19 protein-coding genes and 1 tRNA gene are annotated in these 18,946 nt (G+C 39.9%); 9 read left to right on the top strand and 11 right to left on the bottom strand.

From position 1 onward, the window contains the following. Nucleotides 1-35 precede the first annotated feature (35 nt). A tRNA-Arg gene (locus NDN11_RS14395) sits at nucleotides 36-108 on the bottom strand. A gap of 69 nt (nucleotides 109-177) precedes the next feature. Then, a complete protein-coding gene (locus NDN11_RS14390; RefSeq protein ID WP_251110025.1) occupies nucleotides 178-1,536 on the bottom strand; it encodes an amino acid permease in 1,359 nt (452 codons plus the stop codon). Between the two features lie 372 nt (nucleotides 1,537-1,908). Between NDN11_RS14390 and prpF the strand changes: the two genes are divergently transcribed. From prpF to NDN11_RS14375, 4 genes are all read left to right on the top strand, one after another. Then, the gene (gene prpF, locus NDN11_RS14385) at nucleotides 1,909-3,096 is read left to right on the top strand and encodes a 2-methylaconitate cis-trans isomerase PrpF (RefSeq protein ID WP_167249660.1); all 1,188 of its coding nucleotides are present in this window, start codon (nucleotides 1,909-1,911) and stop codon (nucleotides 3,094-3,096) included. 167 nt (nucleotides 3,097-3,263) lie between these two features. Beyond that, nucleotides 3,264-4,181: a polyprenyl synthetase family protein gene (locus NDN11_RS14380; RefSeq protein WP_167249658.1), complete on the top strand. Its 918-nt coding sequence runs from the start codon at nucleotides 3,264-3,266 to the stop codon at nucleotides 4,179-4,181. Between the two features lie 274 nt (nucleotides 4,182-4,455). Beyond that, nucleotides 4,456-4,581, top strand: coding sequence for a hypothetical protein (locus NDN11_RS18225; RefSeq protein ID WP_285292126.1), 126 nt, complete (start codon nucleotides 4,456-4,458; stop codon nucleotides 4,579-4,581). Between the two features lie 55 nt (nucleotides 4,582-4,636). Continuing rightward, on the top strand, nucleotides 4,637-5,005 hold the full coding sequence (locus NDN11_RS14375; protein WP_251110024.1) for an MmcQ/YjbR family DNA-binding protein: 369 nt from the start codon (nucleotides 4,637-4,639) through the stop codon (nucleotides 5,003-5,005). A gap of 47 nt (nucleotides 5,006-5,052) precedes the next feature. On the opposite strand, the gene NDN11_RS14370 is transcribed toward NDN11_RS14375, so the two are convergent. The 4 genes from NDN11_RS14370 to NDN11_RS14355 all read right to left on the bottom strand — a co-directional run bounded on the left by NDN11_RS14370 (nucleotide 5,053) and on the right by NDN11_RS14355 (nucleotide 8,174). Next, nucleotides 5,053-5,904 (bottom strand): SPFH domain-containing protein, encoded by an 852-nt coding sequence (locus tag NDN11_RS14370; RefSeq protein ID WP_004803045.1) that lies wholly within the window; start codon nucleotides 5,902-5,904, stop codon nucleotides 5,053-5,055. A gap of 19 nt (nucleotides 5,905-5,923) precedes the next feature. Beyond that, nucleotides 5,924-6,385, bottom strand: a complete 462-nt coding sequence (locus NDN11_RS14365) for an NfeD family protein (RefSeq protein ID WP_167249652.1) — start codon at nucleotides 6,383-6,385, stop codon at nucleotides 5,924-5,926. A gap of 182 nt (nucleotides 6,386-6,567) precedes the next feature. Then, nucleotides 6,568-7,485, bottom strand: coding sequence for a patatin-like phospholipase family protein (locus NDN11_RS14360; RefSeq protein ID WP_251110023.1), 918 nt, complete (start codon nucleotides 7,483-7,485; stop codon nucleotides 6,568-6,570). Between the two features lie 62 nt (nucleotides 7,486-7,547). Continuing rightward, the gene (locus NDN11_RS14355; RefSeq protein WP_005192690.1) at nucleotides 7,548-8,174 is read right to left on the bottom strand and encodes a lysophospholipid acyltransferase family protein; all 627 of its coding nucleotides are present in this window, start codon (nucleotides 8,172-8,174) and stop codon (nucleotides 7,548-7,550) included. Nucleotides 8,175-8,318: 144 nt separating this feature from the next. On the opposite strand from NDN11_RS14355, the gene NDN11_RS14350 reads away from it, so the two are divergent. The 5 genes from NDN11_RS14350 (at nucleotide 8,319) to NDN11_RS14330 (ending at nucleotide 14,985) form a co-directional block, all read left to right on the top strand. Next, complete coding sequence (locus tag NDN11_RS14350) at nucleotides 8,319-9,566, top strand: MFS transporter (RefSeq protein ID WP_251110022.1); 1,248 nt, start codon at nucleotides 8,319-8,321, stop codon at nucleotides 9,564-9,566. Nucleotides 9,567-9,913: 347 nt separating this feature from the next. Next, nucleotides 9,914-11,038, top strand: a complete 1,125-nt coding sequence (locus NDN11_RS14345) for a porin (RefSeq protein ID WP_251110021.1) — start codon at nucleotides 9,914-9,916, stop codon at nucleotides 11,036-11,038. A gap of 269 nt (nucleotides 11,039-11,307) precedes the next feature. Beyond that, entirely contained in the window at nucleotides 11,308-12,945 is a 1,638-nt protein-coding gene (locus NDN11_RS14340) for a phosphoethanolamine transferase (protein ID WP_251110020.1), read from the top strand. 14 nt (nucleotides 12,946-12,959) lie between these two features. After that, nucleotides 12,960-13,637, top strand: a complete 678-nt coding sequence (locus NDN11_RS14335) for a response regulator transcription factor (protein WP_167249640.1) — start codon at nucleotides 12,960-12,962, stop codon at nucleotides 13,635-13,637. Nucleotides 13,638-13,641: 4 nt separating this feature from the next. Beyond that, nucleotides 13,642-14,985 (top strand): ATP-binding protein, encoded by a 1,344-nt coding sequence (locus tag NDN11_RS14330; protein WP_251110019.1) that lies wholly within the window; start codon nucleotides 13,642-13,644, stop codon nucleotides 14,983-14,985. Between the two features lie 19 nt (nucleotides 14,986-15,004). Here NDN11_RS14330 and NDN11_RS14325 read toward each other — a convergent pair whose 3' ends face one another. From NDN11_RS14325 to NDN11_RS14305, 5 genes are all read right to left on the bottom strand, one after another. Beyond that, nucleotides 15,005-15,814, bottom strand: coding sequence for a lipopolysaccharide kinase InaA family protein (locus NDN11_RS14325; RefSeq protein WP_167249636.1), 810 nt, complete (start codon nucleotides 15,812-15,814; stop codon nucleotides 15,005-15,007). A 61-nt stretch (nucleotides 15,815-15,875) separates the two neighbouring features. Continuing rightward, entirely contained in the window at nucleotides 15,876-16,592 is a 717-nt protein-coding gene (locus tag NDN11_RS14320) for a phosphatase PAP2 family protein (protein WP_251110018.1), read from the bottom strand. A 184-nt stretch (nucleotides 16,593-16,776) separates the two neighbouring features. Beyond that, nucleotides 16,777-17,502 carry an amino acid ABC transporter ATP-binding protein gene (locus NDN11_RS14315; RefSeq protein ID WP_251111551.1) on the bottom strand — a complete coding sequence of 242 codons (726 nt, stop codon included), beginning with the start codon at nucleotides 17,500-17,502 and terminating at the stop codon, nucleotides 16,777-16,779. Nucleotides 17,503-17,516: 14 nt separating this feature from the next. Then, nucleotides 17,517-18,200 carry an ABC transporter permease subunit gene (locus tag NDN11_RS14310; RefSeq protein ID WP_251110017.1) on the bottom strand — a complete coding sequence of 228 codons (684 nt, stop codon included), beginning with the start codon at nucleotides 18,198-18,200 and terminating at the stop codon, nucleotides 17,517-17,519. Nucleotide 18,201: 1 nt separating this feature from the next. Next, nucleotides 18,202-18,945, bottom strand: coding sequence for an amino acid ABC transporter permease (locus NDN11_RS14305; RefSeq protein WP_159886682.1), 744 nt, complete (start codon nucleotides 18,943-18,945; stop codon nucleotides 18,202-18,204). Between the last annotated feature and the right edge of the window lies 1 nt (nucleotide 18,946).

Raw genomic sequence — 18,946 nt, 5'->3', positions numbered from 1 at the left:
TTCCATCGCTGCATAAGGAAAATGAAGATGGGTTATGCGCTCAGCGGGACTCGAACCCACGTCGGTCGCTTAGGAGGCAACTGCTCTATCCAGTTAAGCTATAAGCGCATAATTTTATGATTATAAACAAAAAAGTGATTGCAGAAGCAATCACTTTTTAATGAAACCGATCAAATGTTAATTTTCAGTTTTACGATTTAAAAACTTATAGAAAATAAACATACCTACGATCCAGATCGGAATCATCAGTACAGATTCTTTGAAGCCTTGTTGCCACATGATGTAAAGCACAACAGCAATAAAACCTAATACTAAATAGTTACTGAACGGAGACCATAACGCTGGATAAGAGGTTTTAATTTGAGCTTTTTTTATATAACTTCTATATTTCAAATGGGTCAAACTGATCATTGCCCAGTTTAAAACTAAAGCACCAACAACCACATACATCAAATGTCCGAGGGCATCTTCAGGCACAAAGTAGTTGAGTAATACACAACCAAAGATTAGGAAAGCTGAGAGCAGTACTGCTGGAACAGGAACCCCTTGTTTATTGGTTCTGGTAAATACTTTTGGTGCATTACCTTGTTGAGCTAGACCAAATACCATTCGACTATTGGCATACATGCCGCTGTTATACACCGACAATGCTGCTGTCAGGATAATAAAGTTAAGTAGGTGGGCTGCCCAACCAATCCCCATTTGGCTGAAAATCATCACGAATGGACTTTTATCTAAGCCACCGAGATCCAATTGATTCCAAGGCACAAGTGACAAGAGAATAGCAAGAGAACCCACATAGAATACTAAAATACGAATAACGACTTGGTTAATCGCTTTCGGAATTGTTGTCTTTGGGTCTTTGGCTTCTGCTGCGGCCATACCAATCAGTTCAATTCCCCCAAAGGCAAACATCAAGAAAGCCAGCATGTAAAACAGGCCATCAAAGCCATGCGGAAAAAAGCCGCCCTGTGACCAAAGGTTGCTAAATGAGGCTGTTGAGTTTGCATCCGCAGTGAAGAGTAAGAACAAGCCAAACAAGATCATAGCAACTACGGCAGTCACCTTGATGATTGCTAACCAGAACTCAGATTCACCATAGAACTTAACATTGGTCAGGTTCACTGCCGTAATCACGACAAAGAAAAATAATACAGATTGCCATGCAGGAATTTGCGGCCACCAGTAATTAATGTATTTACCTACTGCCGTTAGCTCAGTCATTGCAACAAGGATGTAGAGCACCCAATAGTTCCAACCCGTTATAAAGCCTGGAAATTTACCCCAATACTTATAAGCAAAATGGCTAAATGAACCTGCAACAGGCTCTTCAACAATCATTTCACCTAAATGACGCATGATTAGAAAAACAATCAAGCCGCCAATCGCATACCCCAAAATAATAGATGGCCCAGCAGACTGGATAATTTGCGCAGAACCTAAAAATAAGCCCGTACCAATCGCTCCACCCATCGCAATGAGTTGGATATGGCGGTTTTTTAGTCCACGCTGAAGTTGAGAAGAATCGTTGTTCAAAGGACTGAGCTCGACGAGGAATTAACTGGATTATTCTAATAGATTGAAAGATTTTCGCCTAGTAAAAGTACAGCGATGCTATGACTGGAAAGTTGTTTTTAAAAGTTATTTAAAATCTTATATTTATATGAATATTAAAATGAAATATGCTGTAATTTTATACAGTTAAAAAATCCCCAAGTTTTTCCCGACGGATGGATTGCTATTTCTGCCATTGTGAAAGCCTTGAAATCTACTCACTATAATGCGCAGATTTTACGCATTATGACCAATCCCAAAACCATTGGTCGTGTGGTATTTTTAATAGCAGTGCAGTACCTTTAGATTCAAAATTTATCTGCACCAAGAATATGATAAAAGGAAGACATTGACATGAGCTCAGTACCGCAAATAAAAGTCCCAGCAACCTATATGCGTGGAGGCACAAGTAAAGGTGTATTTTTCAAACTGGATGATTTACCTGAAGCGGCACAAGTAGCGGGCAAAGCGCGTGATCAACTTCTTCTACGTGTGATTGGTAGTCCAGACCCTTATGGCAAACAGATTGATGGCATGGGTGGGGCAACGTCAAGTACCAGTAAAACCGTTATTTTGGCAAAAAGTTCAGAGCCAGAACATGATGTTGATTATCTATTTGGTCAAGTATCAATTGATCAGCCATTTGTCGACTGGAGTGGGAATTGTGGCAACCTAACTGCAGCGGTGGGTTCATTTGCAATTTCAAATGGTTTGGTTGATACAGTGCGTATTCCTGAAAATGGCATTTGTACGGTACGGATCTGGCAGAAGAATATTCAAAAAACCATTATTGCCCATGTCCCTGTGACCAATGGTCAAGTTCAGGAAACAGGTGATTTTGAACTGGACGGTGTGACCTTTCCAGCCGCTGAAGTTCAAATTGAATTTTTAGACCCGGCTGATGATGGTGAAGAAGGGGGGGATATGTTCCCTACAGGAAATGTAGTCGATCAATTGACCGTTCCTGAAATTGGCACATTCCAAGCGACATTTATCAATGCAGGTATTCCGACCATTTTCCTCAATGCAGAAGATATTGGTTACCAAGGTACAGAATTACAAGATCAAATTAATGCTGATGCAGCAGCTTTAGCACGTTTTGAAAAGATTCGTGCTTATGGTGCGGTACACATGGGCTTGATTAAAGATATTTCAGAAGCTGCTGCACGTCAGCATACACCTAAAATTGCTTTTGTATCACAACCAAAAAACTATACCTCATCAAGTGGTAAACCCGTTGAGACGAGTGATGTGGATTTATTGGTTCGCGCTTTGTCGATGGGTAAATTACACCATGCCATGATGGGAACAGCAGCAGTGGCAATTGGTACAGCCGCAGCTATTCCGGGTACCTTGGTGAATTTGGCAGCTGGTGGAGGTGAGCGTGAAGCCGTTCGTTTCGGTCATCCATCTGGGACTTTACGTGTGGGTGCTCAAGCAGAATTGATTGATGGTAAATGGTCTGTGAAAAAGGCCATTATGAGTCGTAGCGCACGTGTGCTGATGGAAGGCTGGGTTCGTGTGCCAGGAGATAGCTTCTAATTTATCGGTTTGAATTTTATTGGTAAGGCCTTCATTTGAAGGCTTTATTATTTTAAATCTATTAAAAATACAAACACAATTTCATGAGATAAATAATGTTATGATGTTGCCATTCTGACAAGTCTTGTCATTTTACTCTTCCATTCAGATTTCCTGAGGCAACAACTGTGTCATCTATCTCTCAAGTTAATGCGGATGTTCTAAAACAAGCTCAACAACGTATTCAACAAGATTTATTGACAGCATTGGCTGCATTTTCAATTCCAGAACCTTTAAAAGCAGCCGTTCATCATACCGTGATGTTAGGTGGTAAACGGGTTCGTCCTGCACTCTGTTATGCAGCAGCGTCATTACAGCCAAATCACAATTTTGCAGCAGCTCGCCGTGCCGCAGTTGCAGTTGAATTGATTCACTGTTATTCGTTGGCACATGATGATTTACCATGCATGGACAACGATTTACTACGTCGTGGACAACCAACTTGCCATGTCGCATTTGGTGAAGATACTGCGTTATTGGCTGGTGATATTTTGCAGTCGATGGCTTTTGAAATATTGGGCAGCCGTTTGTTTGATGAGCAGGGTCAAGGTACTGAAGCAGCCATTGTCTTAAAACAAGTACAAATTTTAGCAACAGCAAGTTCAAGAATGGTTTGTGGTCAGGTATTGGATCTACAGGCTGAAGGGGAAGGGAAGCAAGTTGATCAAGCTGAATTGGAAAACATTCACCGCAATAAAACAGGTGCTTTGATTCAAGCGGCAATTATGATGGGCGCGGTGACCATTTTTAATGGGACTGATCAAGCAATTCCAAAATTACGCCAATTTGGACAAACGATTGGTTTGGCATTCCAAGTACAAGATGACATTTTAGATGTGACGGCAAGCACTGAGACTTTAGGCAAGACTGCGGGTAAAGATGAGCAAGTTCAGAAATCAACTTATCCATCGTTGATGGGTTTAGCGCAAGCACAGGCCTATGCACAAACTTTACATGATCAAGCCTTTGAAGCCTTGGCTTATTTTGGTGATGATGCCAAAGAGCTGGTCGAGATTTCACAGTTTTTACTGGCACGGAAAAGTTGATATTCATTTCTTAAAATATGTATTCTTGATTAATCATTTAGAGCAATGAGATAGGCTTAATTATCGAAATTTAATCTAGGTGACATATGTTATGTACATGGTAAATGTCCAAATCGTTCGGTTCGTAGATTCATATTTTCCAGGGTGGGTTGAATGTCTATTAATTGATACGTCGAATCGAAAATGGTTTTTTATAGATAAAATCCCTATTTTTACCGATCAAAATTTGCATGAAACGAGTAGCTATCCACAACATGGAAAGATTGCGTGTGAGATGATTCGTTTATGGGGTGAACAAGATGAGCGGGAACGTTGCATTATAACGACAGAACAACCTTGGGGAATATCCGCAAAGGGTGGTGAAGTAGAGTTCGAAGTATTTTATGATCAACTAAAATGAAAAAAGACAGCGTGAAATATTAAATTCATTTTTAATAACAATAGGATATATTTTAATGAACGACGATAAATTAGAACAATGTGCGCTTGAATATGGACAACAGCTGGCTTTTTCCATCCAGTCACAACCTTTTGGTCCAGATTGTGAGGTCTTTAAGGTCTTTGATAAGGTATTTATGTTGATTGGTGCTTATTCTGGTAAGCTGCTGGTGACGATTAAATGCAAGCCTGAGAAAAGTTTGGAATATCAGGAGCTGTATCCTTCAATTTCGGCAGGCTACCATATGAATAAGAAACATTGGATATCAATTGCTAGTGGTCATGAAATTACAGCTGATTTACTGCAAGACCTGATTAAGGATTCTTATGATTTGGTGGTGGGAAAACTTCCACTTAAAGATCGAAAAAGGATTCAGAGTGTATAAAAAATAAAGCAGCGATAACGCTGCTTTATTTTTATTGGAAACAGGACTTAGTGTTTGCCCATAATTCCACGAATGGCATTGAGTACATCGGCTGGAAGTACCACAGTTTTTGCATTGCTTGATTTAGAAAGATCTTGCATCGCTTTCACATATTGCTCACCGAGTAAGTAAGCAACAGGGATTTCTTTATCACCTACAGCTGTGGTGACCATTTCAATCGCACGTTGTGACGATTCTGCAAGAACAACCTGCGCTTCTGCATCACGACGCGAAGCTTCCAAACGACCATCTGCTTCTAAAATTGCAGCTTGTTTTTCACCATCTGCTTTAGTCACAGTCGCACGACGTTGACGTTCAGCAGCAGCTTGAGCTTCCATCGCAGCTTGCATGGTATGAGATGGCTGAATATCTTGGATTTCAACCGTTTTAAGGGTAATCCCCCAATCTGAAATATCATCAGAAATGGCTGCTTTTAACTTCGCTTTGATATGATCACGTGAAGAAAGTGCATCATCCAAGTCCATTTCACCAACGATTGAACGGAGTGAAGTTTGAACAAGGTTTTGAATTGCCCAAGTATAGTTTTCAATCCCGTACACCGCTTTTTCTGGTGTTGTCAGGTTGATATAAGCTACGGCATTCATCACCAGTACGGCATTGTCTCGGGTAATTACTTCTTGTGAAGGAATATCTAAAACAATATCTTTAGTGGTAATTTTATAAGCAACTTCGTCTACATAGGGGATAACGAAATTGAGACCAGGATTCAACGTGGTATGATATTTACCTAAACGTTGAACAATCCATTTATAACCTTGGGGAACAATACGAACCCCTTTAAAGATAGTTATAGCAATAAAAGCTAAAAAAGCTAAAACAACAATAGTACCGACAGACATTGAAAACCCTCTTTTGTGTTTATGACGTGCTATGCGGTTGAACGACTAAATCATTACCCAAAATATCAACTACTCGAACGCGATCACCGACTTGTACAGGTACGGTACAACGGCAATTCCATTCATCATTACCTAAAACAGGCATCGGAAAGCGTACAACAATTTGTCCATGCTCAAGTCCAGTTTGGATAACCATACCTACTTGACCAATGGTTGCTTCACGAGGAAGTCCTGCTTTAGTTTTATCAATGGAGAGAGGTTTGATAAATTTGAACCAAAGAATCGTGCATAAAATAGATAAAATTCCCCAAGTAATCACTTGGGTGGTAAAGCCCATCATCGGGAAAAGCCACAGTAAAATACAGACCATGACTGCTGCAATGCCAAACCATAATGCAGCAAAAGCAGGCAAAATTAACTCTGAAAGAATCAGTAAAATCCCTAATACAAACCAGTGCCAAGGTTCAACTACAAATTCCATAGATTTGCTCGCATCATTAAACGGAGTGGAGGTGAAAAAATATTCACCTTTAGCACTCTAGCAGATCATTATCTTTATGAATATACAAAGATTGTTTTTTTAGAATTTAGGGCTGATACCTGCTAAAAATCTTACTTGTATCGCAAGTATTTATAGAGAACAACAGCCCTTGTGGTGGGTTTTTAGAATTTAGACTTTGGCGCAGGCTTAAGAGCTGCAGGAGAGTTTTTAAATGTGGTAATCGCATTTCGAATCGCAGTGATCTTGGCTTGAGCCGCTTTTTCACCTTCTAAAATTGCTTCATTACTTGATTTAAGATCAAGTGCACCAAGATGCCCAACTTTTGGTTGAATCACAACCGTGGCTTGATTGAGTTCTTCATTAATACTTTGTTGTCCCATAATATTAATGGTTTGATCTAATAAGCCCCACATACTGAGTGGTTTACCACCGACTGGTCGTGCAGAGATATCCACTGCAATCACAATATCAGCCCCCATGTCTTTGGCTGTTTTCACAGGGATTGGGCTGACTAGACCACCATCGACGTATTTGGTATTACCAATCACCGCAGGCACAAATACGTTTGGAATACTACAAGAAGCACGTACGGCTTGACCTGCATTGCCTTTAATAAACTCAGCTTTTTTACCACTATCTAAACGTGTTGCAACGGCGGCAAAACGGATTGGAAACTGCTCAATCGGTTTATTGCCAACTTGTGTATTTACATAGTTCTGTAGTTTTTGACCGAGAATAATGCCTTGACTATTTAGTGTTAAATCACGCAAATCAGACTCTTGCAGTTTCAATGCAAGGTTTTGCATTTGATAAGGTGTTTGCCCGCTAGCATAAATACTACCCACAAAACTGCCCGCACTGGTACCTGTCACGATTTTGGCTTTAATACCATGAGACTCTAAAACTTTGATCACACCAATATGAGCAAAGCCCTTGGCACCGCCACCACCTAAGGCGAGTGCGATGACGGGTTCACGCGCTTTAATTGCCGTTGTAGAGGGAGTTTTTTTCGCTGTTTGATCACAACCAAATAAAGCGAGACTAAGGACGGCCATGCAAGACAGTCGAGCAATTTTCATATCAGGTGCAGATAAAATGAACAAAAAGATGGGCACATCAGAGCAGATTTGCCCTTATTTTTCTAGTTTTTTTTCACAAGTTTTTGTAAGGGTTCAGCCAGCCAATCTGGATTCTTTGGTGAGAAATGTCCCACATAGCGTTGCATGATTTGCTCTAGATCTTGTTGATAGTGACCTGTCGGGGTAAAAGCACCTAAGCAATAAATGGTTTTATGATCGTAATCGAAGGCAAACATTACGATGGGAATCCCTGCAGCATGCGCAATATGATAAAAACCACTTTTCATTTTCTCAGCTTTTTTACGGGTGCCTTCAGGTGCCATTCCGATCCAGATTTTATCGTGCGCATGAATCGTGGCAACAACCTGTTCTGTCAGTCCGTGTGCGCTGTCGCGACGGACAGGAATCAGCCCAGCCCAATTTAATAACGGCTGAAATGGTGGTTTGAACAGACTATCTTTGCCCAAGACTGTAATTTTTAAACCTAAACCGCCAATGGCTAAAAAGCCATACCAACCGTCAATATTAGAGGTATGTGGGGAGATAATCGCGACAGCTTTTGGTAAGTTTGGTATTTCACCAACGACTGTCCAGCCTTGTCCAAGAAAAAGTTTTTTACACAAGGCACGGCTATAAGCAGTGCCACGTTGTGGAACTAGCGGAGGTAAATCAGGGAAATGTTGTGGCATAAATCACGATATGTAATGACAACTACAATTATGTTAAACGCTCATTACATGTACTGCATTGGCAAAAAATAAGATTTTATTGCCATGTAGATGAAAGGATTAGATACTTGAGCAACTTCATCATATAGCTATGGAAAACTCAAAATGCCTAATCTTAGACAGATTTACATTTTATTGTTTTCTTTGTATTGGGCGCAGGGTTTGCCTGTTGGTTTTATGACGCATGCATTGCCCGTAATTTTAAGAACACAGGGCGTATCGTTGGCACATATTGGTGGCTTTGGCTTACTCATGTTGCCTTGGTCAATTAAGATTTTTTGGGCGGCCTATGTAGATCGTTTTGCTTTATCGAAATTAGGGCATTACCGTAGCTGGATCATTCCAACGCAACTGTGCAGCGTTGTTATTCTGATTATTTTATCTTTTTTCCCTATTCATGCTTTGGATCAGCCGAGTTATCTGCTGATTTTCTTTGCGCTGCTGCTTTTGATAAATTTAACTGGTGCAACTCAGGATATTGCTACAGATGGTCTAGCTGTCAACTTACTTAAAAGTGATCAGCAACATTGGGGTAATACCTTTCAGGTGGTTGGATCGCGCTTAGGTTTTATTGTCGGTGGGGGAGCTGTACTTTGGTGCTTGGATTGGCTGCATTGGCAAAAAACCTTTCTAGCTTTGGCTGTATTGGTTTTTATCAACACATTACCTGTTTTGTTTTATCCTGAGCCGCGGCATGAAAGTAAAGCCGCCCTAAATAAAGCAAACTCTCAATCTTTTACTCAGGCAATTAAAGCTTACTTAAATTATTTTCAGTCTTCTTCTGAATTAAAAGCATGGCTGCTGGTGTTGATCAGTTTTAAAGTGGCTGACGGTATGGCAGGACCTCTATTAAAACCATTGATGGTCGATATGGGATTAAATTTCACTCAGATTGGTGTGTTTATTACCATGTTTGGTGCTGTGGCTGCCTTATTGGGTGCTGGCATTGCTGGACTATTATTGAAGCATTATTCCCGAGTACATTGCCTACTTATATTTTCCTTTTTTAAAATCATGAGCTTAGGTGGATATACAGTTCTTGCTTATCATTATGAAGCTCAAAATCACATTACACCAATTTGGCTTTATGTTGTGAATGCATTTGAAGATGCCTGTTCAGCGATGTTGCTGGTGGTGATGCTGACACTAGTTATGCAGTACAGCCGTAAACAATTTGCAGGTACTGACTTTACTTTCCAAGTATCCATCATGGCAACGATAAGTGGCTTACTCTATTTATTCAGTGGCGTGATTGGAGATTGGCTGGGCTATTATCGTTATTTGATCGTGATTTGTATCGTTTCTATCCTATGTTTATGCCCAATTTATTATTGGAAAAATAAAGCAAGATGAAGATCACTTTTTATTACAATTTTTGTGTTAAACAGACCTGATCTGAAACAACTAAGCGTGCTTAAAGTAGGACTTATCTATAGATTATATGTTTTTTGTCGGATTTTTAAATTTTTTGAATATAGAGAGGTGGGTGAATAATAATCAAGAAAATATTGGTTTAATTGATTGATATTTAAATTAAATTACTCATAAATAAAAGTGTGGAATGATTCAATAAAAACAATAAGTGTGTGTACAAAAATTAAACTTTAGTCGAAATAGGAATAAATTAATAAGATTTTAATCGTTTTGTCATATAAAGTTAATGTGTAGGATTTGTTACAAATTTAACCAGGATGTAAACAATGAAAATCAAAATTGTAACAGCAGCAGTGCTTAGTTTACTTGCAACAACCACTTTTGCAGCACCAACATTTTATGGCGAGATCGATGCCAGTGTTGATTATTTACCAGAAAAAAATGCAAAAAAATCAAATAAAGATGTTTGGGAAATTAGCTCAAACAGTTCATTCCTTGGACTTAAAGGCGATGAAAAACTGACTGAACGCTTAAGCGCAGTTTATGCGATTGAGTGGGCATTTAATGCCGATGGTGATGGCGATGACTGGAGCAAGCGTAACCGTTTTGTCGGTTTAAAAGATGCGCAATTGGGTACCTTGAAAATTGGTGCGCATGATACGCCATTAAAGCAATTATCGAGTGTGGTTGATACGTTTAATAACTATGTTGCTAACAAAGCCGATATCACAGGTATTTTTACAGGTGAAAACCGTGTTTCGAACGTTGTTGTGTATGAGTCTCCAGCGCTTAAGTTATTAGATGGTGCATTTAAGTTTAATGCTTTATTGGCTACTGGTGAGTCGAGTGGTATTAAATCAGATAAGGGCGTTGTTAAAACTGCAGGTCGCGGTTTAGGCGATGCATGGTCAGCATCTGTTACCTATGAAAACCCATTGGTGGTTGCTGGTATCGGTTATGATAAAGCCATTCCAAGTAACTTCTTGGGTCGCGGTTTCTTAAATGCAGCTGAGCCGAAACTTGGATCAGCGCCAGCAGCGGCAGATACTTTTGCAGCGGCAAATACCGTACGTGCAATTGGTAAAGTAACGCCGATTGATGGTTTGGCATTAAAAGCTCTATATCAAACTTCTGAAGTTGAAAAAGCAGCTGGCAATGGTAATGGTGTGCTTACAGATAATATTGACGATGCACAAGGTTGGTTAGTGGGTGCGGAATATAATATCCCACAAGCAAAAAACTGGACGGTGAAGGGGCAATATAGCCAAAATGATACGAGCTTTAAAAACAATACAGCCGACTTTAAAGCAAAACAAATTATTGCAGGTGCTGACTATGCTTTTAACAAACAAGTTAAAACTTATGGTTATGCAGGTTATCTAACGCTTGAACAAGCAAGCAAAAAGGATAAACAACCTGTTGCAGGCTTAGGTTTAGAATTCAAATTCTAAGCTGCTGTCATTCAAAAAAGCCCTTTAAGCTTGCTTAAAGGGCTTTTTTGCTTATATTGGGGCGTAATAAGAGAAAAACATAATCATCATAAAATTTATTTCATCAACTATAAAAATATAATCAGTGCTTTTAGATTGTATGGTTCATCCTATTTTTGAACAAAGCAATTCAGCAAATCTGCACACTTATTACAAGGTTTAAGTGATTTTTAAGTTTTTATTCTTATTTTAAAAAAAGCAAAGAAAATTATTTTTAGACTGTGATGCCTATGTTGCTACAAAAAGCCATGCCTAGATCGATTTCACTTCTGACCTTCAATGTGCTACTTGCAATTTGGTTGGGTGTATTTCTGAATATTGCATTTTATCAAAAGATGCAAGCATTAACGCCTTATACAGGACTTAAGGCTGGGCTATTTGTGGTTGCTTCAGTGGGTGTCGTGACAGCCTTGTATTTATTTGCGTTACAGATTTTAAATTGGAAATGGACGGCAAAGCCAATTGCAATTGCTTTGATATTTATTGGTGGTTTTGCAGCCTATGCGGTGAACACTCTAGGCGTTTGGATTACTGCTGACCAAATTCAAAATCTGATGCAAACGGATATAGCTGAAGCAAAGGATACATGGTCTTGGCATTTGCTGGTTTGGATCATTGGTATGGTGATTGTACCAATTATTGTGATTTTGCTAATTAAATTAAAACCTGAACCGATTATTCGACAAATATGGAAAAAAGTGGTGGCTTCACTGGTTTCTTTGGCAATGGTAGGTGGTTTACTATTTATTTTCTATGTCGATTTTGCTGCAATCTTTCGTGAAAATCGTGATTTGAAAGGGATGATTTCCCCGCAAAATATGATTGCTGCATCGGTATCTTATTATAAAAAGAAAGCACCTAAAGAGAATTTACCTCTGGTGCATTACGGTGAAGATGCACAAGTTTCTCAAACTCCAAAAGGTGTACCTAAACTGATGGTTTTGGTGGTAGGTGAAACAGCACGTGCAGAAAATTTTTCTTTGAATGGTTATGCAAAAGAGACCAATCCTAAGTTAGCTAAACAAGATATTTTGAATTTCTCTCAGGTTAGCTCATGTGGTACAGCAACGGCAGTGTCCGTACCGTGTATGTTCTCAGGTATGCAAAGGGTGGATTATGATGAGCGGTTGGCTAGCCATAGAGAAGGGCTACTGGATATTGCAAAACGTGTGGGTTACCAAGTCACTTGGATTGATAACAATTCAAGTTGTAAGGGGACATGTGATCGGATTGGAGAATATAAAATTCCAGAATCAATCAAGCAGAAATGGTGTAAGGATGGTGAATGTCTGGACGACATTTTGATTGATAGCCTGAAAGCTTATCTCGAAACGATTCCAAAAGATGATAAACGTCCGCAATTGGTGGTCTTGCACCAAATGGGGAGTCATGGCCCAGCTTACTATAAACGTGCACCTGAGGAGTTTCGTGTGTTTAAGCCAACGTGTGATACCAATGCGATTCAGGGATGCACTCAAGAAGCTTTAATCAATACTTATGACAATACCTTGCTTTATACTGATTATGTTCTAGATTCATTGATCAATACATTAAAAAATACTACGCAATATCAAACAGGTTTGTGGTATTTATCTGATCATGGTGAATCAACGGGTGAAAGTGGTATGTATTTGCATGGCGCGCCTTATGCGATTGCACCGAGCCAACAGACACATGTTCCGATGTTGATGTGGTTTTCTAGTGTATGGCAGCAACAGGCAAGCAAGCAAATCAAATGCTTAGCACAACAAAGTAAAAATAAACTCAGTCAGGATAATTTATTCCCAACCATGCTCAGTTTGCTTGATATTAAAACTAAAGTAATTAATCCTAAAGATGACATGTTGCAAACATGTCCTAAGCCATAAGGTGAAGTGAAATCATGACCAAGATCTTGATGATAGAAGATGATTTTATGATTGCAGAGTCTACATTGACTTTATTGCGATATCATCAGTTTGAAGTGGAATGGGTCAACAATGGGGTAGATGGATTAGCTTTGCTGACCAAGCAGGCTTTTGATTTGGTTCTGTTGGATTTGGGTCTTCCTTTAATGGATGGAATGCAAATTCTCAAGCAAATTCGTCAACGTAGTACTGTGCCTGTATTGATTATCTCTGCGCGTGACCAGTTACAAAACCGTGTTGATGGTTTAAATCAAGGTGCGGATGATTATCTGATCAAGCCTTATGAGTTTGATGAACTACTTGCACGAATCAATGCCTTGTTGCGCCGCGGTAGTGTAGAAACAGCACAATTGAAAAGTCAGTCGCAATTGTTAAAAAGTGGCGAGTTGACATTAGATGTTGAACAACACTTGGCGACTTTTAAAGGACAACAGATCGAACTTTCTAATCGAGAGTGGGCGATTCTGATTCCAATGGTTTCTCATCCAAACAAAATTTTCTCGAAAGCCAATCTTGAAGATAAGTTGTATGATTTTGATAGTGAAGTGACCAGTAATACCATTGAAGTCTATGTACACCACTTGCGTGCCAAACTTGGGAAAGACTTTATTCGTACGATTCGTGGTTTAGGTTATCGTTTGGGGCAAGCTTAAATTGATGAAAACAGCTCAGCATTATTCGCTCAAGAAAAGACTGATTTGGGGCACTTCCATTTTCAGTATTGTACTGGGCTGTTTTTTGATTTTAGCCGCATATAAAATTTCATTGCATGAGGTCGATGAAATTTTAGATACCCAAATGCAGTATATGGCGGAACGTTCAAGCTCTCATCCTGTAACTCCTATGGCGAGTCGCGTGGAGTTACATCGAGCTTATCACGAAGAAGATTTGCTGATTGATATCTGGGCTTATAAAGATCAAAGCCATTTATGGCATCAGACACATCTTTTAGTCCCTCCTGTGAAGCAAGCAGGTTTTTATACCCAGAACACACCGCAAGGAAAATGGCGTGTTTATGTGATCCCATTAAAAGATTATCAGATTCAGGTCAGCCAGCAAGAAGAGGTTCGCCATGCCTTTGCTTGGGAATTGGCTGGGAGTATGTTTGTTCCTTATCTACTCCTATTACCGATTGCGATTTTAGTTCTGGCCTTTATTATCAGTTTGAGTTTAAAGCCTTTAGATGATTTTAAAGAGGAACTTACGCAGCGTGATTCGGATGGCTTGTCGCCTATCAATGTTAAAGATTATCCGCAAGAACTGTTGCCAACCATTGAAGAAATGAATCGTCTATTTGAACGCATTCAGCATGCTCAGACTGAACAAAAGCAATTTATTGCCGATGCCGCACATGAACTTAGAACACCTGTGACTGCGCTGAATTTACAGACCAGAATTCTGATGAGTCAGTTTCCAGAACATGAGGCTTTGCAAAATCTGAGTAAAGGTTTAGCCCGTATTCAACATTTAGTCACTCAGCTTTTGGCATTGGCTAAACAGGATGTTGCTCTGAGTCTGATTGAACCCAATACAAACTTCAGATTAAATGATGTTGCACTCAATTGTGTTGAGCAATTGGTGAATTTGGCCATGCAAAAGGAAATTGACTTAGGTTTCGAACGCAATGAGCCGATTGAAATGCAGAGCCTCGAATCAACCGTGCATTCGATTATCTTTAACTTAATTGATAATGCAATTAAGTACACCCCAAGCCAAGGTGTTATCAATATTTCAGTGTATAGCGATACCGATAATTTTGCCTATGTCCAAATTGAAGACAGTGGTACGGGGATTGATCCTGAACAATATGACAAAGTGCTCAAACGTTTTTATCGCGTACATCATCACTTAGAAGTGGGGAGTGGACTTGGACTTTCGATTGTAGACAAAGCCACTCAGCGTTTGGGTGGGATTTTAACTTTATCTCGAAGTATTGAATTAGGTGGTTTAAGTGTGTTGGTCAAATTGCCAAAAAAACTTGCCCATCATGAGCTACATTAAATAATGAGCAAAAGTACCATTAACCATTGCTACGTTCTGCTTGTTCTTTGAGATAACGCAGAAACAGCACACATTTTTGAATACGTTTGCCATCATTGCCCACTTTACTGACATTAAAGCGTAATACCCAATTCAGGCGCTTACCGACTTTGCAAATATCTTTATAGACTTGTATTTCATCTAATAAAGCTTGATAGAGTTGGTGGCTGGCTTGCTCAAGTTGTTCGAATTCAAAATGATAAGCAGTTGAAAAGATAAACAGTAACCAATCGCGCACAAAGCAATCATGTAGGCTCAGAACATCACGAGGATCGGTTTCAAAATCAATAAAAGTAAAATGATTTTCTTGATCAACCAAAATATTCCGAGCAAAGGCTTCGCTCAAATATCCTTGTTGTTGATGTAATTGACTAATCGATTGAATTGCTTGATGAAATAATTGAAACTGTTGTTCAGGATGATCTTTCAAGCTTCCTAACTTTTGATCAAGTTGACTGACAGGGCTCTGGCGCTGTGAACCAACATCCTCCAATAAAATGCCTTTTTTAGAGATAGCTAATACATTTGGTGTAGAAATGCCTAGAGCTTTAAGCTGTTGGATGCGCTTAAACTCACATTGGATTGCGGTTGATCCACCTTGATTTGGAACAGGCGTGATTGAACCTAAGTTAAATATTTTAGCTAACCATTTCAATGGAGTATATAACCATAAACCATGACGTTCAGATGCTTTTTTAAGCCATACTTTTCGTGAATCTAATTCATAAGATTGAATAGAGTCAGATTGGGTCGTTAAAGTGGATTCTAAAAACGTTTGATAGTCAGACATACGGCAGCAAAAATAATCCTAATGTGAGTGTCAAACGTACTCGTTCTATGAGCACGGGCGTTCACTTTACCACATCAGGCGTCGGGAAAGGTACAGAATTACGATTTGCAACTGCTTGATGATGCTGATAAGTCAATGCATAACAGAGTAAATTAATCACAAAACAAACCCAAGCGGTCCAAAGATTATGACTTAGGAAATGAGCACCACGCATCATTTGGGCCCAACCCATGGCAAAGCCTAGGGTTATACCTGCAATCAGATAAAACCAAGCACGTTGTGTTTGATGTAAGCGATAGGCAAAGAATCCTGTAATCAGCGCAAAGCCTGTACTGGCATGTCCGCCAGGGAAACAATGTCCTTCGGTTGCAGAGAAATCCCAAACAAAACCTGTAGTCGTTGCATGAGTCATATACCATGGGCAGGCTTGGGTAGAATGTGCTTTGAGTAATCCGACAATACAGGTGCAGAGCATACTGACCCAAAACATATAGCCATATTGCCAACGATTCGATTTCAGTTTTTCAATTTTAAAAGAAGCACACCACAAAAAGAAAAAAGCCACATAAACAAGCGTTAAAAGTTGTTTGACGTAAGTATGATTCAGCTTATCGAGAAACCAATCATTTTTATAAGGGAAGCTACCATGTTGACTAACCCACGGTTGAATCAGGTTTAAGTCAATTGTTCCACCTACAGGAAACACCCATAACAAAATGAAAAAACTGATAAAAAGTAAAAAACTCAGCCATAAAAAAAAGGGTGTTTTCTGAATCATGGAACTGGCTGTTAGGGCTAGATGATGGTTAGATTATTTAATGCGGAGAAGCTTAATTGGCTCTTAAATGAGTCTTAAAAGAGCGAAAGGTAATTATTGGAAAATAAGATAGGTGATTTATTTTGTAGGATTTTCAGCATACAGCAGCCAAAAGGCTGCTTTATGCTGGTGTAACATGAAAAAATTAATGCAGAATTTTATCCAAAAATTGCTGGGCACGTTCTCCACGTGGTGAACCAAAAAATTCATCTTTGGAACAGTCTTCTACAATTTTTCCTTGATCCATGAAAATAATGCGATTGGCTACCTGCCGGGCAAAGCCCATTTCATGGGTGACACACATCATGGTCATGCCTTCTTTGGCCAGTCCGACCATCACGTCCAGTACTTCATTGATCATTTCGGGGTCAAGCGCAGAAGTTGGCTCATCAAATAGCATGGCAATCGGATCCATACTAAGGGCACGCGCAATCGCAACGCGCTGTTGCTGTCCACCTGAAAGCTGAGCAGGGTATTTATTTGCATGGGCGCTCAGACCGACACGATCTAGATAAGCCAGTCCCTTTTTATTTGCTTCCGCTTCTGAACGACCAAGCACTTTGATTTGTGCAATAGTGAGATTTTCGGTAATACTCAAGTGTGGAAATAGTTCAAAGTGCTGGAACACCATACCGACACGACTGCGTAGCTTAGTCATATCTGTTTTGGGTTCATGAACTGGCACGCCATCGACAAAGATTTTACCTTGTTGAAATGGTTCTAGCCCGTTTACGGTTTTAATCAGGGTTGATTTTCCCGAACCAGATGGGCCACAGACCACGACAACTTCACCTTGACAGATTTGAGTACTACATTCAGTGAGTACCTGAAATTGTTCATACCATTTACTGACATTTTGGAGGTCTATCATTACTTTCTTGTCACTCATACACGTAACCTCCTTTGTAAACGCTTCACTGTGAACGTTGCTAAAGCACTAATGGTGAAATACACCAGCCCTGCAAATAGAATATATTGGGTGAGTAAGGACATTAGATCGCCACGAACATAATTGGTTCTGAAAAAATCTAATAATCCAATGGCATAGACCATAGTTGAATCCTGAAACAGGATAATTGTCTGCTGAAGCAGTAACGGTGTCATTTTTCTGAATGCCTGCGGCAAAATAACCAATCGCATCGACTGGTTGTAATTCATACCCAGCGCATATGCCGCAGCAACTTGACCTTTGGGGATCGACTGAATACCAGCACGTACAATTTCAGAAAAGTAAGCAGCTTCAAACAGCATAAAGGCCACAATACTTGAAACCAGAGCAGTATCAATGGTCAGGTATTGACCCGTGATCGCAGTATAAAGAAACGGAACTGCAAAATAGAACCACATCAACACCAACAGCAGGGGAATAGAGCGGAACAGATCCACATAAGCTTGTGCAATCCAATTTAGAATCTTGATCGAAGATAGACGCATCAGGGCCAATATCGTACCAATGGCAATACCACCGATCGTTGCTAGAACAACCACTTTTAAAGTAATGCTGAAACCGTACCAGAGTGCAGGTCCAGACTGCTGTAAATCATTTAGAAAAGAAGTTAACCATTCCATACTACTTTCCTCCTGATATTAAACCAGGAATACGTAGACGTTTTTCCAGCAGGTTCATGGTAAAAATAAGACAAACATTGATCACAATGAATATGATTGTGACATAGGTGTAAATTTCGATGGTGTTCTGGGTATATTCACTGATGGTTTTCATCTGTGAAATAATTTCCGCTACCCCAACCAGAGAGGCAACCGAGGTGTTTTTCACGCAGTTGGTTAGCTCTGAACTCAGTGGCGGTAAAATGGTACGAAAAGACTGTGGCAGAATGATATAGCGATACAGTTGTGCCGTGGAAAAACCCATAGCATAGCCTGCATTAATTTGTCCCTTGGGTAAGGCTTCGATACCTGTTCGAACCTGTTCACAAACACGAGCAGCAGTAAATAGCCCGAGCCCAACACTGGCAGAAATCAGGGCTGTGGTATTAGCACCTAGATCATTCATCCACCAGTTTTTGATTGGTGCAGGGAGAAAGTTGGGAACCACATAAAACCAGATAAATAACTGAACAAGTAAGGGCACATTCCTGAACAGGGTGACATAGGCTGTACCAATGGCTCTGGCTGTTTTATTTGGGAGCGTTCGCATAATTCCAAGGATACTGCCGAGAAGCATGGCAATACTCCATGCAACAATAGCAATCACCACAAGCCATCCCAGACCCGTTATTATCCAGCTCAGGTAGGTTGTATCCCCGATACCTGTAGATTGCCACAAAACTCCCCAGTTCCAGCTATACGTCATA

Origin of the sequence: Acinetobacter sp. C26M (genome assembly GCF_023702675.1) — a bacterium.
Classification (GTDB): Bacteria; Pseudomonadota; Gammaproteobacteria; order Pseudomonadales; family Moraxellaceae; genus Acinetobacter.
This window is presented reverse-complemented; position numbering and strand designations above follow the sequence as displayed.